We start from the raw sequence: 15,737 nt of genomic DNA, 5'->3' as shown, positions 1-15,737 counted from the left end.
CGGCAAGCAACCAGTCCCTATTGCGCTTCTTCATCATAGACCTGCTCTTCCTCCGCCGGTACAGGTCCGCTCTCGGGGAGCGAGCCTGCAGCTTCCCTATACAGCAGATAAGCATCGACATCTCCAGTCATTGCAAAATACTTCCACGAAAAATCTCGCATTCGTATTCATCCTTTCTTCGGAAACACGATGTCTCTTCGAAATTAGGATGTGCGATGTACCGGGTTCTATCCTTGCAATTCCTGCCAAGGTGGCGAAGTCATTATTGATCTTTATGAAAACCCAAGTCACGCAGGACACGGTCCTGATTGCGCCAGTCTTTTTTCACCTTTACCCAAAGCTCCAGAAAAATCTTCGATCCCAGCAGACGCTCAATGTCCATACGAGCACGCTTGCCGACTTCTTTCAGCAGCGCCCCTTGCTTGCCGATAATGATTCCTTTCTGTGAATCGCGCTCGACAAAAATAACAGCTGAGATGTGTACCACACCGTTCGACTCCACACGCATATCTTCAATGGCCACCGCGATGGAATGCGGCACCTCTTCACGGGTCAGATGCAGGATCTTCTCTCGCACCAGCTCGGCAACGACAAACTGCTCAGGGTGATCCGTAACCTGATCCTCCGGATAGTACTGTGGCCCTTCAGGCAGATACTTCTGTATCTGCTCCAATAGCGTGTTGACATTGTTGCCCAGCTTGGCGGAGATCGGTACGATCTCGGCAAAGTTGTGCAGCTTTTGATATTGCGTGATCAGCGGCAGCAACGCTTCCGGCTCAATTTTGTCAATTTTGTTCATCACAAGAATAACCGGCGTCTTCAGCCCTTGTAACTGCTCCGCAATAAAACGGTCGCCTCCGCCCAGTCCATCTGCAGCGTCCACCAGGAACAATACAGCCTCTACTTCGCCCAATGTGCTCATCGCTGTCTGATTCATGAAATCACCCAGCTTGGACTGTCTCTTGTGAATCCCCGGTGTATCCAGGAATACGACTTGTGATTCATTCGTTGTATATACCCCGTGAATTTTATTTCTAGTGGTTTGCGGCTTGTCCGACATGATGGCGATTTTCTGTCCAATCACCTGATTCATAAGTGTCGATTTACCTACATTCGGTCTCCCGATAATGGCAACAAAGCCTGATTTGAACTTCTTCATCTAATCTTCCTTCCTTGAATGAACAATAATTTATTCTGGAAATCATTTAACTGGAATATATCCCGTTAAATTATGCATCGCCGTTCCTGGCGAATCATCCAGCCCATCGGGCTTGCCATATCGGCGGCAGCGCGCAACAACTTGCGTGGTATGTGCATCAGCATGAAGCCCATTAATACATTTCCCTAGAGATGGCTTCGTAAGTTACTACCCTAGTATTCCCGGCAAAGAAACGTAAGAGTCCTTGCCCACTTCAAAAAGGGCGGAATCGCAAACCGCGAAATCCGCCCCTGGGTATGCCTGCAATCTTTATGCTATGAAATCTGAGGTACACTGATTATGACATAAGTCCGGTAATCCAGTCTATCACAGGGTGATAAAACACATAAATCCCCATAATTACAGCAAACACCGCCGATAGAAGCACGGCTCCTGCGGCGGTATCTTTGGCTTTCTTGGCCAGTGGGTGAATCTCCGGCGAGACCAGATCAATCGTCGCTTCTATAGCCGTATTCATCAGTTCGGCGGCCAACACCAGCGTAATCGCCAGCAGCAACAGCAGCCAGCTACCCGGAGGCAGTCTGAATACCGCTGCAGCGAGAAGGACGATTACAGCAAGACCGCAGTGCACTTTCATGTTCAATTCCGATTTGAATGCCGCGACGATGCCTTGTGCGGCGAAGCGAAAGGAATACCAGAACTTTTTGCGCCCTACTGCCGTGTTCTTAACCATTAGCGCGTCAGTCCGACCTGAGCCAGAACATGCTCTTGCTTGGACATCATTTCAGCTTCGGAGGCGTCATCCTGATGGTCGTAACCTAGCAGATGCAGAAAGCCGTGCACGAACAGGAAGCCAAGCTCACGTTCTAAAGAGTGGCCGTATTCCAATGCCTGCTCCTGAGCACGAGGGACAGAAATAATAATATCCCCAAGCACCTCCGGAACATCCTCCAGTGTCTCGCCTTCCTCCAGCTCATATATAATTTCCGGTTCATCTTCCGCCGATTCGTTCATCGCAAACGACAGTACATCCGTCGGGCGATCAATGCCGCGGTATTCCCGGTTTAATTCATGGATTCGCTCATTGTCTACGAAAGTCAGATCGACTTCGCCGCTATCAATGCCTTCAGCCTCCCCCGCTTTTTGCAGGATACTCTCCAGCAATGCAATGAGACTGTCGTTGATTTCAAATTGCTCTTGTTCATTATTCCATACCACATTCAGGCTCATGTACCAACAGCCCCTTCCTCTTTTTTCGGCTTACGCGCTTCCTCCGGATACTCAATCCGGGAGTGGAATATGCCCATCACCGTTTCTTTTAACGTGCGCGCAATGATGTCCAGTTCCTTGATAGTGAGATCACACTCGTCAAACTGATGGTCATCGAGGCGGCTCTTGATGATCTTCTCGATCATTGTTTCCACCTGCTCAACGGTCGGCTTGCGTAAGGATCGAACAGCAGCTTCCACACTGTCCGCTATGCCAACCACCGCTGATTCCTTGGATTGAGCCTTGGGCCCCGGATAACGGAAATCATCTTCTTCGAAATCAGGTGTAGTCCCCTTCTCTTCAGCAAGACGTAGCGCCTTATGATAAAAATAATGCAAAAATGTTGTTCCATGATGCTGCTCGGCGATGTCGCGGATCGGTTTGGGGAGCTTGTACTCCTTCAACATCTCGACCCCGTCCCGGGCGTGAGCCACAATAATGGATTTACTGAGCATCGGCTCTATAGAGTCATGTGGATTCTCCATATTGTTCTGATTCTCGATGAAATAAAACGGCCGTTTGGTCTTGCCGATATCATGATAATAGGAGCCTACCCGGCAGAGTAATCCATCCGCACCGATCGCTTCCGCCGCTGCTTCCGACAAATTGCCAACCATCACACTATGATGATATGTGCCGGGTGTTTCCGTCAGTAGCTTGCGCAGCAGAGGATGGTTGGGATTCGACAACTCTACCAGCTTAAGAGCCGATAGAATGCCAAAGGTAGCTTCGAAGAACGGCATCAAGCCGATAACCAGCACAGCCGTCAGAAGACCGCCGGTAAAAGCAAACCCGAGCGCATACAGCGTATCCATTTCTTTCAAGACACCACCGCTTAACAGCGTAAGCATAAAGACCGTCACACTGCCGAACAATGATACCATAATTCCGCCTTTTAGCAAGGCGGAGCGTTGTCCAGCCCGATGAGTGGCAAAGATCGCAACATAAGACACGACCAGGGCAAAAAAGCCAAACGTAAAGTCAAATACGGTATCCAGCTGCACATTCAGGATAACGCTAGCCAGAATGGCGAACAGGATCGAGCAGAAGTACGCCAGCGTCATATCCAGTAGCATCGCTACCAGCATGGCGCCGATGGCGACCGGAGCCAGAAAACCAGTATAAGGACGTACATCGCTCTGGAGAAACGCTGCAAGACGCATCAAGACGATTGTAATTACAAAGACCAGAACCAGCATCAACAGCTGGGAGTTATTATACTTGAAGCTGGATGGGCCTCCAGTATAGCGGATAAACATCAAGAGGCCGGTAGACAACATCGCAGCGAGCATCAATAGGCCAAGCTGTGGCCAATAGTTGACTTTGTTGTTCAAAAGGCCGCTCTCATCCAGAAGCTTGTACAGCTCTGGCGTGATCATTTGGCCCTTGGCAACAAGTACATCCCCTTGCTCAATGAACACCTTCGGTGCATTTTCGCGGGCCTGAACCTCAGCATCCTTGGTGGCATCCTCATCATAGAATTTGTTGCTCGTAATGACGAGACGTACCAACTCCTGCACGACTTCCCGGGCGGTACGCTGGCTGAGCGCACTGATGCTAACCTGTTCAGCCACCTTAGCCCTTGCGGTCTGAGCGTCCGTAATCTGGTCGTTCATCAGTCGATTGACAATATCACGAGCCACAGGCTTCATCTCGATGATGTCCTGGGAAGTCAGCCGCGGGATTTTGATAAACGTCTCTTCTGGAATAACATAGGTCTGATCCTTGATCACCGACTGCATTTCATCCAGTAGATGATCTGAGTATGTACCGTTATTTCGGCTTGTGCTTACAAAGTTCAGAATGAAATCACTGGCCCGCTTCGGAATCTCCTCACGGTATATGCCTGTTTTGTCGCTCTGGGAGATTAGGTCATCCTGATTAAGCCGGTCAATCCGGTCGAGCAATGACGTAACCGAATTGTCCGCTCGCATGGGGATGATTTTATAGCGTGGCTCCACATTCTCAGCAGCCTGCTCCTGTGCCTTAAGTGTAGCTTTGTTGTCCTGAATTCGCTTAGGTGATGTAATCTCCTTTGCACTCTGGGTCCCTTCCTTGATATCGTACCGCTTAGGTAACAGGTCGGGTGCGAGAGAGAAGTAGAACACAATTCCGAGCAACAGGAAAAGAGCATAGCGCGTCACCGCGCTATACTTCCATCCGTTATTGCTGTATACAAATCCGCTTAATTTCGTAGGTTGCTTTGAATCCATGGAGACAGTCCCCTTTATTCAAGGTTTTCGGCAGCCCGGTCATAGGCGACAATGATCTTTTGCACCAATGAATGCCGTACTACATCCTGTTCCGCAAAATAGACAAAGCCCAGCTCTTCTATACCGGATAAAATCGCTTTTGCTTCAATCAGGCCGGATTTTTTGCCACGAGGCAGGTCAATCTGGGTCACGTCCCCAGTAATAACCATCTTGGAGCCGAAGCCGAGCCGAGTCAGGAACATTTTCATCTGCTCCGGTGTCGTGTTCTGCGCTTCATCGAGGATGATAAAGGAATCATCCAGCGTACGCCCCCGCATATAGGCCAGAGGGGCGATTTCGATCAATCCCCGTTCTAGTGCCTTCGCCACCTGATCGGGCCCCATAACGTCGTACAGGGCGTCGTAGAGCGGTCTGAGATACGGATCTACCTTCTCCTGCAGATCTCCAGGAAGGAAGCCCAGGCTCTCCCCTGCTTCAACAGCCGGACGAGTTAGCACAATTCGCTTAACCGCGCCTTCCTTCAGCGCCGCAACGGCCAGAACTACGGCCAGATAAGTCTTACCCGTACCAGCCGGGCCAATCCCAAAAACAATATCCCGTTTCTTGATCGTAGTCACATAATGCTTCTGTCCAACCGTCTTCACACGGATCGGCTTGCCGCGGAAGGTTGTTGTAATTTCGCCTTTGAACAAGTCGAGCAGCTGATCGGCGCGATAATCCTTCGCAAGCTCCACAGCATACTGCACATCCCGCTCACTGAGTATGTATCCGCTGCGGATCAGAGACAGCAGCACATTGAACAGTTGACCCAGCTTGTCTACTTTCTGTTCTGCACCGCGCACCGTAAGCTCCGCCTCGCGGGAATCAATGGTTGCCGGAATTTCACTCTCGATGATTTTCAGAAATCCATCCTGCGGGCCGAAGAGGGATTGCGCTTCTCCCGCATTTTGCAAAGATATACGAATGCTTGCAGTCTGTTCTGACAAGTAGCCTCATTCTCCTTGGTTGTTTACTATCGGAAGTTCTTCCGCGATACTCTCTTCTACTTCAAAAAGTACTTTCATATAAACTTTACCATTCTCTTTCTTCTCATGCAAAATTTTTTGACTTTTGATGACGCTTTCGGTGCCGTAACGCGCGAAAATATCAGCTTTGGCCCGCTCCAGCCCCTCCGCTTTGGCCTCTTCTACCGTACGCGTGGCGGATGTCTCCCGGACCTCCATCTCCTTTTCTGTCATCCAACCCACTGGAAGCTCGATGGACCGCCAGGTCAGCGGGTCCATTTCGGTCAGCGTTCTCGATGCCTCGAAAGTCGATTTTCCATAGCCCCACAGCTGGATCGCCCACTTGCCGAGCACGAGATAGCTGCGATCCTTCCGTTCACCAGTGTAGGAGCTGCCCTTCGTTTCAAGTGGAACCGTGATATTGTATTCATGCCAGACAAGTCCCTTGACTTCCCCCTTGGCAACCACAGCCTTGGAGAACTCTTCGTCACCGAGGATACCAGAGATCAGGACATCTCCTTTCTTCACGCGGGAGTTACGGGCGACAACCGGCCTACCCTGCTCCGCGTATATATTGGTTACCACCGCATCGGTGCGGCTAATCAAGTGACGATTGCTAAGCAGCGGTTTTCGCTCCGGCTGGGCAGCTTCTACCACCTGTATGACTACACTTGTCCCTGTTCGCTCCATGCCTACCCATGAGACACCCGGCAGATGGTTCGTCAGTTCTGTAGCCAGCTTGTCCGGGTCCTTCAGACGCCAGATCCATTGATAGGTATAAAGCCCCTCTTTACGGGCGGCCGTTAAAATATCCTCTGAGGCAATGCGGTTATTCCCCTCCACCTTGATACTCCAGACCATAGAGCATAGAAGTAGGAGAGAGACACCGAACAGTACCACGCCCACGGCAAAAAATTTACGTTTCCACAGAAGGACCATCTTAAAGGGCAGACCATGCCGTCCGGTGACATGCATGCGGCAGCCTGTCCGCTTCAAGAGCGGCCGGAGGTTATAGAAATCGTCCAGCAGCAGCTTCAAGGAAGCGCCGTTCCCGGCAGGCTTCACGTCCCAGATGACTATGCCTGCCTCGGCAACAGCGTTAATGAATCCTTCCACCTGCGGTCCCGTCACTTGCAGAGTAACGAACCCCCGCAGTGATGACAGAGGCGGTTCCTTCATGATCTCTCCTCGCTTTCCTTGTACCTGATTTCCCCGATTATCCCCTCTATAGCCAGCTCCTGGCCAAGAATATTCCGGATCATAAGCCCCTCGCCTGTGATTTCCAGCGAGCCCTTGGCTAACGCAAGCTTCAGCTGCCCGGAGGAAAAGTGCAGCACGCCGCGATGATTCTCAATATGCAGCTCCTTATTGCCGATCAGGGTGATCCGGGGCATATCCTGCAGCAGATCCTGCGGCAGATCCAGCACCCCGTTTGTCCATCCCCGCAGCCTGCGGCCAATACGGGTCATAAGTAGACGTTCCCCCTTCCTGCCTTCTGTACACCATATGCGATAGCGCACCACTTTATGAGAAGAACTCATGGAAAAAAGCCCGCAGAACGGGATAGTTCGGCAGGCAATTCAGTAGGGAGAATCCGGCAGAAGCCTCCGCATACGAAAAAAACCTCTGACATTCCTGCAACCAGAAATGCCAGAGGCTTATGTTCTTGCTCAGATCAAATAATTGGTTCTTGCCAAAGGTCAGACATTAATATAAACAGTCCTGTTAGTTTTCTTTGCGGTAAGCATGCGGACGCTTCGAACGCGGAGGGCCGAGAATCTCTGCCCATATGAGACCTTTCCGCAGATCCTCACGGCTGGTCGCCAGAACCGGCCTTGAGGCCATACCGGCGTTCACTGGCTCGGAAGCATGCTTCACGCTTGGGGCGGGCTCACCAGACATTTCATCAAAGACAGCATGGAGCCGCTCCAGTTCCTGCTGCATTTTTTCAGTACGAGCATTTACGCTATCCAGTTCTTCCCCCTGCTCCACCGTCATTTCATTTCCGGTATCGGTATCTGCATCGGAACCAGGAATCCATTGCTGTTCCCGTTCCATCGGAAAGCTCTCTTCCAACTCACGCTCTTCCCGTGCAAGCTCCCGAGTCTCCCTGGGAACCGGAGCACCTGGTGGCGGGAACGTCCTGCCCTGCTGACCCACGTCACGCTTGACCCGGCGAAGCGGGCTGTCGTCCCCGCCTCCGAAGGTGGGCATGCCGCCCGGCGGCGCTCCCTTACCCTTCGTTTTATTAGCCTTGTTCACATTCGAGACGATGGCAAAAATAATCACTGCAACGATATAGATCCAGCTCACGGGATATCACATCCCCTTATTTGTTGTTTTTCGGACCGCTATTCTCGTCCTGATCATTCATTTTGCCGAGAGAACCGCGCATTTGCGTATCCGCCTCAATATTCTTGAGGTTCATATAATCCATCACACCGATCTGACCGCCACGTAGCGCTTCAGCCATAGCAAGGGGAACCTTCGATTCAGACTCCACCACAAGCGCCTTCATTTCCACGACGCGGGCCTTCATCTCCTGCTCATGCGCTACAGCCATTGCTCTGCGCTCTTCTGCTTTCGCCTGCGCGATGCGTTTGTCAGCCTCGGCCTGCTCTGTCTGGAGGTAGGCACCGATGTTCTTACCGACATCAACGTCAGCGATATCAATGGACAGAATCTCAAAAGCAGTACCTGAGTCCAGACCCTTGGACAAAACTGTACGGGAGATGGAATCTGGATTCTCTAAAACGTCCTTATGAGAGTTACTGGAACCAACAGTGGTTACAATCCCTTCACCTACACGGGCAATAATCGTTTCTTCACCGGCACCGCCGACGAGACGATCAATATTCGCACGTACGGTAACCCGGGCTTTAACTTTGACCTCGATCCCGTTTTTCGCTACCGCAGCAACAGTTGGAGTCTCAATGACCCGCGGATTAACGCTCATCTGTACCGCTTGCAGTACATCACGACCTGCTAGATCAATAGCAGCAGCACGCGTGAATTCCAACGGAATATTGGCACGTTGTGCCGCAATCAGGGCATTAACAACACGGTCGACGTTACCGCCAGCCAGATAGTGACTTTCAAGCTGGTTAATATTCAGACCGAGTCCGGCCTTTGTTGCCTTAATCATCGGATTGACGATCCGGCTTGGTGTAACCCGGCGCAATCTCATGGCCACCAGCGTAATAATGCTGATTCTGACTCCGGAGGCCAAGGCCGAAATCCAGAGCATGACCGGAAAGAAGCTTAAGAAAACACTCAGAACAATGATCACGACCACCGCGATCAGCAATATAGGAATCAAAGTTGCCTCATTCATACGTTGTTCAAACCCCCATCATTAAATAAATTCATTGGTGTAAAGTTCCGTCTATAAATGTTGAACTTAAGATACTAACGTAAGGATCGGCGTCGCTCCGGTGAAGCTTGGACTTTCGGTCGCTGTTGTCTCCAGATTTCATCTAAACTAATCGCTTATGCGGTTGAAATCCGGAGACAAAGGCGATCGCTTTCGCTCCTACAGTTCCAATCTTCCCCTTCACTCCTTCTCCCCTTTTCGTTCCTTTCTTCAGTTCACCTTACTTAGCCAGTTCTTTAACCACAATCCGTGCACCTTCCACGGTCACTACGGAGATTTCAGCACCAGCAGCAATAAAACTACCCTCGGTGACCACATCTATCCGTTCTCCATTCACCATAGCGGTGCCCGCCGGACGCAGTGGAGTAAGACTGACCCCAATCCCACCGACGAGATTCAGCTTCTCAAGCACAGGTATATAACCCTGCTCCTTGGTCAGACTTTCCTTCAGAATGAACCGGTTCCAGATGCCGCGCTCTTTGAATACAACGGCCACAATAATAATGACCACCGTCGCTGCCGCAAAAGCAATACCAAGGCTAAGCAGCGCATTCGTGTAGCTGTAAGCCGCCCTGACCACTCCTGCCACAAGACTTGCCGACCCTAACAGTCCCAAGATGCCAAAGCTCGGCATGAACAGCTCCAGCACCAGCATGACTAGCCCAAGGATGAACAGCAGCCAAGTCTCGGAACCAGCGAAACCTGCCACATAATTCCCGAAGAAATACAGGGTAAAGGCTAATGTTCCGATAATGCCAGGCGCTCCAAACCCAGGAACGATCAACTCAATAACGACCCCTGCAATGCCGACGAACAGCAAAATCGTCATAACAACCGGATTAGTCAGAAATTGCGATATCTTCTCAGCACCGGTGTGTTGCACCCGAAAAATATCGTCCGTAGTATACCCCATCCAGACTATCGCTTCTTCCGGAGTGTCTGCTATGTAATCAGCATAACCAGCTTTTAGCGCCTGATCGCTGCTAAGGGCAATAATCTCACCGCTACCCTTGCTCACGCCAAGCTTCGGCTTCTCTACAACAAGATTAATATCGGTCATTCCCGCAGCAATCTCCGGGTCCCGGCCGTTCAGCTCCGCAGCCCCCATCATCTTTGATTTCCAGTAGGATATCAGCTTCGGGTCCTCAACGTGACTTCCACTCTTGTCCACCAGCGAGGCTGATCCAATCATACTCCCCGGCTTCATCACAATCTTATCGGCGTTCAGTGCAATGTAACTGCCCGCGGAAGCTGCATCACTTTTAATAAAAGCTAGCACCGGGATAGCGCTTTCCCTAATTAGCTTACCAATCTGTTCAGCCGCACTAACTTGACCTCCTGGCGTATTGATATCCAACACAATCAGCACCGCACCGTAATTGTTCGCTTCCGCAAAACCCCGCTCCAGAAAACTCTGTAGACCCCGTTCGATTGCCTGATCAACAGGAATGATGAAGACCGGCCCCTTGACGGACTCTCCAGCTGCCAGCTCAGGCTGCCTAGGTGGATCAACATCAGCACTTGCCAGGGATGACAGCGGCACGAACAACAGCAGAAACAGCAACCCTGCAATGCAGGCATATGTAGTTTTACGAAGCCCTCTCATCTCTTCTCCCTCCCTTCTTAGAAAAATGGACATAAGCACATAATCAGTAGTACGAAAGTCGGGAGCATTCGTTTCAAAACAAAGAAAAACACCCCTTATAAAAAGGGGTGCTGACGTTCTATTATTGCAGAAATTGCTGAACCACTTGGTTCACAAGCTTACCATCGGCGCGACCTTTGACTTTCGGCATTAGCGCGCTCATGAGCTTACCCATTTCACTTTTCGAAGAAGCACCGGTTTCCTGGATGGTCTGCTGTACAATTACTTTAATTTCTTCTTCGGAAAGTTGCTCGGGAAGATACTTAATGATAATCTCGATTTCTGCCTTCGTACTCGCGGCAAGCTCGTCGCGACCCGCTGTCTCAAATTCTTGGAGGGCATCTTTGCGCTGTTTGATTTCACGACTAAGGATATCAAGCACTTCGCTGTCGTCTAATGTTCTCTTTAAATCTATTTCAAGATACTTTATCGTAGAACGAACCATTCGAATGGTGGAGAGTGTGAACTTGTCCTTACTCTTCATCGCTTGCTTCATATCTTCGTTCAATCGATCGCTAAGATTCATGCTTGGGTATTCCTCCTAAAACTTTCTCTTACGAGCAGCCTCAGACTTCTTCTTGCGCTTTACGCTTGGCTTTTCATAATGCTTGCGTTTCTTCACCTCAGCCAAGACACCATCTTTAGCGATGGAGCGTTTGAACCGACGAAGTGCAGCATCAATTGTCTCGTTTTTGCGAACTTTAGTTTCAGACACCAGTTTTCCCTCCCTCCGACCAGACCGTCCAAGAGCATAACACGGTTCATCAACTTTCATTATAGGTGAAACAGAAATACAGTGTCAACTGTGTAACACCTTTTTTTTATAACATACCCTCAAATCAACTCTTCAGTCTTACTCATGGGAATCCGAGATTCCCGTCAGAGCGCCCAATTTGGCCCCTCCGAGCAAGTGGTAATGCAAATGCGGTACAGTCTGTCCACCGTCAGGTCCGCTATTGTTGATCAACCGATAACCGGATTCCGCAATCCCAAGTTGAATGGCAAGCTGCTGGGCGACACTGTGAATCTCGGCAATCAGCGGCAGATCCTCAGGCGTAACCTCATTCATCGACCCAATGTATTTCTTCGGGATAATCAACACGTGCACCGGAGCCGCAGGCGCGATATCATGAAAGGCCAAAATGCGCTCATTCTCGAATACTTTGTTAGAGGGAATGCTGCCCTCAATGATTTTGCTGAATATGGTTTCCATACTGCGACTTCCTCCCCGAATTGGTTGTCCTATTATCATACAGGATAATCATGGTTAACGAAAGTCGGACAGAGCCTGCTACTGTAAAACCTGTCGACGGTATTAACTGGCGGTTGTATTAAAGTGAAATTAAACCTCAAACAGTCTTATCATACACTCTCTTTTTTCCGTGGCTTTGTTTATCACTTTAATGCGTTCTATAAATAAATTTTGATAACTGTATCTGCTACAGCTCAACAAACCACTCAAAAGGACAAAAAAAAGAAACACCCTTCACAGCTTAGAAAGCTGATCGGCGGCGGGCGTATGAAAAGGAGTCTTGCTCCCGGTCATACGTCCGCCGAGGTGTTTCAAAAATGATGTCGGCTTAGCTGTATTATAACAGGGGGGTGGTACTGTCTCTGTGACTGTTATCACACTGTTTGCCAAACCTCACATTTTTTCCAAAATAATACGTGACCCTCCTCCACCTTGCTCGGCAGGGACAACAACCAGCTTGCGCGGCAGCCGGGCCCGCAGTTCTGGAACGTGGCTTATAATGCCTACGGACAACTGATCATTATGCAGCCGCTCCAGCGAAGTTATCACGGTATCCAGCAGATCAGGGTCCAGTGTGCCGAAGCCTTCATCCAGGAAAAAGAACTGGAGTGGATACTGTCCACGCAGCTGAATCTGGGCAGACAAGGCCAAGGCCAGCGATAGTGAGGTCAAAAAGGTCTCGCCGCCAGACAGCGTTGATACCGGGCGCTTCACTCCGCCGTTGCCATCGTCGCGAATGACGAACCCACCGCCGGAATCAACCTCTAGCGCGTAACGCTGTTTGCTCAAGTAACGTAGGCGCTGGGAAGCCGCCTGACAGACTTGCATCAGCTGCTCCTCAGCGATATATTCCACAAAAGCATTACCGCGCAGACAGGACTGCAGCTTGGACAGGCGGTCCTGCAGAGCTTCATGCTCCAGTCGCTGAGTCTCAAGCTCCTTCCAGCGAATATGACGATGACGCAAATCCTCCAGATCACGTTCCCCGCGGGCCCGGTTCTGGAGCGAAAGTTCATCCTCTTCCTTGCAGCGGCGCAGCGTCTCCTGACTCTCCGCCCAGTCCACTTCGCTAAGCTGGGCTCCAGCAAGCTTCTCCTCAATATCACGAAGCTGTAAATTCACTTCCACTTCATCGTCCCGGTGATTCTTTACACGGGCTGCCGCAACGCCCCGCGCTTCTGCCGACAGCGCTGCACCTTCAACTTCGGCTGCTTCCGCGAACGGCGATAATACTAGACTATCCTCCCAGGCTTTGGCCGCAGTGGCATAGTGCTCTTGAGCGGAGTCTGCCGCCTGCTGAGCTATAGCCGCCTCTTTGCCTTCCTGCTGCGCTGCATCTGCAGCAGCACGGTAAGCCTTTTGACCGTCCTCCACAGCTGCCAGCAGCTCCTGCAAGCGCTGCTCGCAAGTCGCCAGCAGCCCAGCCGCAGGCCGCCCCTCCGTCCACTGGACCAGCCGGGCTTTCTTCTCACGCAACAGGGCATCCTTGCCTTCAAGCTGAGCATTCCACTGGGCCAGCTCCCTGTCGAGCACAGCGATACTTTCTTGAAGTTCCTGAATAGCAGCTGCTTTATCGTCTAGGAACTTCACGCTAATATTCAGCCGCCCACGAATTTCCTCGGCCTGCTCGTCTTTTTGGAGCCGTTCACGGTATGCGTTCTCTGTATCTTCAGGAGCTAGCTCCGGGAACTGCTCACTCCAGCTTTGCCGTAGACTTGCGGCTTGCTGGGTTAATTCACCGGCTTTGGCGGTTATACCTTCCACCCAGGCTTGTTCCGCCTGGACAGCCGCTGCCGCCTTGTGACAGGCCTGCTGGCCTTCTTGCAAGGCACGCTGCCATTCAGCTGCCGTCCGGCGCAGCTCCGCAGATCGCTGCTTCATGCTAGTCAGACTGCTGTCCAGTGAAGACAGCAGCGCTGCTGACTCTCCTGCGGACTCTGTGAACAGCTGATCCATTTGCCCTGTCTCGCCCAACATCTCGCGGCCTGCCGCGGCTGGATGATCCCAAGCCTGGGTGACTTCACCGCCATAAATCTGTTCCAGCCAGGTCATATCCTGCTCCCGCTGACTGCGGAAGCCAAGACGCAGCTCCAGCGCAGCCTTGGACCTGCTGCGGACTTGCTGCAGCAAAGCTTCCTGTCCCACCGGCACCCCGCTGTCTTGAAGTGTCGCAGGAGCTGGGTGATGCTGGCTGCCGCAGACCGGACAAGGGACGCCCTCCTCCAGATCACGGGCTAGTGACAGAGACAGGCGATGTATCTCCTGGTCCTTCAGTGCAGCTTCCAGCGCAGCGGCCTCATGTTCCAGGGTCTCCGCTGCATGCACCGCGGCGGCCTCTGCCGACCGCAAACCTTCAAGGTGCAGCACCGCCCCGCGGACCCGCTCAGCGCGGTCCGCTTCCAGTGCCCCAAGCGCCGCCTCAGCCCCGGCCAGGCGGCGCTGCGCGTCCGCGAGCGCGGCCTGGCGCTCGCGCTGCTCACGCTCTGCAGCATCCCGCTGGGATTCCGCAGAGCGCAGCCCTTGCAGTCTCTGCATGGCTTCCTGCAGAGACTGGCGCTCCTGGGAGCGGACCTCGAGCGGCTGCAGGCTCTGCTGCAGCTCGTGCTGCCGCTTTTGGCCCTTGGCCAAAAGCTCCCGCTCCCGGGCCAGCCCTTCCCGCATGGCGTTCAGCCTGCGGGAAGCCTCCTCGCTGCGCTCGCGCAGCGCAGCAAGCTCGCGCAGCAGCAAGTCGCGCTCGGCTTCCAGCTCGAGCGCCCGCCGGTACGTGCCGGCCGCCTCGCGGAGGGCCGGCTCTTCCCCGGCCAGCGCAGCCTGGGCGGCTGCTTCGACCGCTGCGGTGCGCGCCGCCTCGGCTTCGGCGGCGACAGCTCGGGCCGCCAGTTCCTCTGCACGGGCCTGGCGGTTCTTCAGGGCACCTTCCGCGCTGCGCCAGGCTTGCAGGAGCGGCAGCCTTTTCTCGGCTTCGTCAGCCTTGCCGAGCCGCTGTTCCAGAAGCAGGATATCTGCTTCCTGGGCCAGCAGGCGCTCCCGCTGCAGTTCCCGCCGGGAGCGCTCGCCTTGCAGCTCGCGAATCCGGGTGAAGCGCTCCGACAAAGCCAGCGCTTCTTCCAACCGGCGTCTGCATTCCGCCGCATGGACCACCGCCTGCTGCAAACGTTCAGCAGCAGCCTCCAGATCCTGCTCGCCAGCGCTGCCCAGACCCTGCTGTTCCGCCTCCAGCGCACGCAGCGCCGTATCGTTCTCCTTGACCCGGCGGCTAAGCTTCAAGGCAAGCTGGTCCCCGTACTGCTCCAGATGAAAGAGACGCTGGAGCATCTGCCTGCGGTCTACGCCACGCAGAGACAGAAACTCGGCGAACTTGCCTTGTGGAAGCACGACCGCCCGGGTAAAGTCATCCATTTTGAGACCGATTTTCTCCTCAACACAACGTGTCACATCAGCCAGCTTGTCCGCCAGTACCTGATCACCGTCAGGCAGAACCTCGATGAAACGACTGATCGTATTACTGACCGTCTGTTCACCCGTGCGCTTGAACTTCCGCTCCACACGGTAACGGTGCGAGCCTGCGGCAGAGGTCAGCTCGAAGGTAAAGGCCACGCTAAGCTGATCCTCGGAATGGTTCATAATCCCCTGGGTTCCGCCTACGGCGCGTTCCACCTTGCCGTACATGGCCAGTGTAATTCCGTCCAGCAAACTAGACTTCCCGCTGCCTGTCGGCCCGAAAATACCGAATAATCCCGTCTCCGTCAGACTCTCAAAATCTATCTCCTGCTGCTCTCTATAGCTTTGAAGTCCCGCTACCTTTAAAGAAATCGGCTTCAT

Annotated in this window: 15 protein-coding genes; all 15 read right to left on the bottom strand. The window is 52.6% G+C overall.

Translation table 11 applies throughout. The features are described 5' to 3' along the window. Window positions 1-17: 17 nt before the first annotated feature. Complete coding sequence (locus AC3Y23_RS01940; RefSeq protein ID WP_379195064.1) at window positions 18-161, bottom strand: YqzL family protein; 144 nt, start codon at window positions 159-161, stop codon at window positions 18-20. Between the two features lie 101 nt (window positions 162-262). Next, window positions 263-1,159: a GTPase Era gene (gene era, locus AC3Y23_RS01935; protein ID WP_379195062.1), complete on the bottom strand. Its 897-nt coding sequence runs from the start codon at window positions 1,157-1,159 to the stop codon at window positions 263-265. 337 nt (window positions 1,160-1,496) lie between these two features. Continuing rightward, window positions 1,497-1,892: a diacylglycerol kinase family protein gene (locus tag AC3Y23_RS01930; protein ID WP_379195060.1), complete on the bottom strand. Its 396-nt coding sequence runs from the start codon at window positions 1,890-1,892 to the stop codon at window positions 1,497-1,499. Continuing rightward, entirely contained in the window at window positions 1,892-2,389 is a 498-nt protein-coding gene (ybeY, locus tag AC3Y23_RS01925; RefSeq protein WP_379195058.1) for an rRNA maturation RNase YbeY, read from the bottom strand. The genes AC3Y23_RS01930 and ybeY overlap by 1 nt, the downstream gene beginning before the upstream one ends. Continuing rightward, entirely contained in the window at window positions 2,386-4,641 is a 2,256-nt protein-coding gene (locus AC3Y23_RS01920; protein WP_379195056.1) for an HD family phosphohydrolase, read from the bottom strand. The genes ybeY and AC3Y23_RS01920 overlap by 4 nt, the downstream gene beginning before the upstream one ends. A 14-nt stretch (window positions 4,642-4,655) precedes the next feature. Continuing rightward, the gene (locus AC3Y23_RS01915) at window positions 4,656-5,627 is read right to left on the bottom strand and encodes a PhoH family protein (protein WP_379195054.1); all 972 of its coding nucleotides are present in this window, start codon (window positions 5,625-5,627) and stop codon (window positions 4,656-4,658) included. A 6-nt stretch (window positions 5,628-5,633) separates the two neighbouring features. Beyond that, entirely contained in the window at window positions 5,634-6,824 is a 1,191-nt protein-coding gene (yqfD, locus tag AC3Y23_RS01910) for a sporulation protein YqfD (protein WP_379195052.1), read from the bottom strand. Then, window positions 6,821-7,114 (bottom strand): sporulation protein YqfC, encoded by a 294-nt coding sequence (gene yqfC, locus AC3Y23_RS01905; RefSeq protein ID WP_379195050.1) that lies wholly within the window; start codon window positions 7,112-7,114, stop codon window positions 6,821-6,823. The genes yqfD and yqfC overlap by 4 nt, the downstream gene beginning before the upstream one ends. A gap of 256 nt (window positions 7,115-7,370) precedes the next feature. Next, entirely contained in the window at window positions 7,371-7,958 is a 588-nt protein-coding gene (locus AC3Y23_RS01900) for a YqfB family membrane protein (protein ID WP_379195048.1), read from the bottom strand. 16 nt (window positions 7,959-7,974) lie between these two features. Then, window positions 7,975-8,979, bottom strand: coding sequence for a flotillin-like protein FloA (gene floA, locus AC3Y23_RS01895; RefSeq protein ID WP_379195046.1), 1,005 nt, complete (start codon window positions 8,977-8,979; stop codon window positions 7,975-7,977). Window positions 8,980-9,238: 259 nt separating this feature from the next. Then, window positions 9,239-10,624: an NfeD family protein gene (locus AC3Y23_RS01890; RefSeq protein ID WP_379195044.1), complete on the bottom strand. Its 1,386-nt coding sequence runs from the start codon at window positions 10,622-10,624 to the stop codon at window positions 9,239-9,241. A 121-nt stretch (window positions 10,625-10,745) separates the two neighbouring features. Further along, a complete protein-coding gene (locus AC3Y23_RS01885; RefSeq protein WP_379195042.1) occupies window positions 10,746-11,189 on the bottom strand; it encodes a GatB/YqeY domain-containing protein in 444 nt (147 codons plus the stop codon). A gap of 15 nt (window positions 11,190-11,204) precedes the next feature. Next, a complete protein-coding gene (gene rpsU / locus AC3Y23_RS01880) occupies window positions 11,205-11,378 on the bottom strand; it encodes a 30S ribosomal protein S21 (RefSeq protein ID WP_005547957.1) in 174 nt (57 codons plus the stop codon). Window positions 11,379-11,516: 138 nt separating this feature from the next. Next, on the bottom strand, window positions 11,517-11,876 hold the full coding sequence (locus AC3Y23_RS01875; protein ID WP_379195040.1) for a histidine triad nucleotide-binding protein: 360 nt from the start codon (window positions 11,874-11,876) through the stop codon (window positions 11,517-11,519). 432 nt (window positions 11,877-12,308) lie between these two features. Continuing rightward, the gene (locus AC3Y23_RS01870; RefSeq protein WP_379195038.1) at window positions 12,309-15,737 is read right to left on the bottom strand and encodes an AAA family ATPase; all 3,429 of its coding nucleotides are present in this window, start codon (window positions 15,735-15,737) and stop codon (window positions 12,309-12,311) included.

The sequence above is a fragment of the Paenibacillus sp. MAHUQ-45 genome, from assembly GCF_058133325.1.
Note: the sequence above shows the minus strand (reverse complement) of the source record. Positions and strands in the feature narration are given on the sequence as shown.

Excerpts from the sequence above, each read along its gene's own strand:
- AC3Y23_RS01890 (WP_379195044.1), bottom strand. The coding sequence starts at position 10,624 with ATGAGAGGGCTTCGTAAAACTACATATGCCTGCATTGCAGGGTTGCTG.
- yqfC (WP_379195050.1), bottom strand. The coding sequence starts at position 7,114 with ATGACCCGTATTGGCCGCAGGCTGCGGGGATGGACAAACGGGGTGCTG.
- yqfD (WP_379195052.1), bottom strand. The coding sequence starts at position 6,824 with ATGAAGGAACCGCCTCTGTCATCACTGCGGGGGTTCGTTACTCTGCAA.
- AC3Y23_RS01940 (WP_379195064.1), bottom strand. The coding sequence starts at position 161 with ATGCGAGATTTTTCGTGGAAGTATTTTGCAATGACTGGAGATGTCGAT.
- AC3Y23_RS01920 (WP_379195056.1), bottom strand. The coding sequence starts at position 4,641 with ATGGATTCAAAGCAACCTACGAAATTAAGCGGATTTGTATACAGCAAT.
- floA (WP_379195046.1), bottom strand. The coding sequence starts at position 8,979 with ATGAATGAGGCAACTTTGATTCCTATATTGCTGATCGCGGTGGTCGTG.
- ybeY (WP_379195058.1), bottom strand. The coding sequence starts at position 2,389 with ATGAGCCTGAATGTGGTATGGAATAATGAACAAGAGCAATTTGAAATC.
- AC3Y23_RS01870 (WP_379195038.1), bottom strand. The coding sequence starts at position 15,737 with ATGAAGCCGATTTCTTTAAAGGTAGCGGGACTTCAAAGCTATAGAGAG.
- AC3Y23_RS01875 (WP_379195040.1), bottom strand. The coding sequence starts at position 11,876 with ATGGAAACCATATTCAGCAAAATCATTGAGGGCAGCATTCCCTCTAAC.
- AC3Y23_RS01930 (WP_379195060.1), bottom strand. The coding sequence starts at position 1,892 with ATGGTTAAGAACACGGCAGTAGGGCGCAAAAAGTTCTGGTATTCCTTT.
- era (WP_379195062.1), bottom strand. The coding sequence starts at position 1,159 with ATGAAGAAGTTCAAATCAGGCTTTGTTGCCATTATCGGGAGACCGAAT.
- AC3Y23_RS01885 (WP_379195042.1), bottom strand. The coding sequence starts at position 11,189 with ATGAATCTTAGCGATCGATTGAACGAAGATATGAAGCAAGCGATGAAG.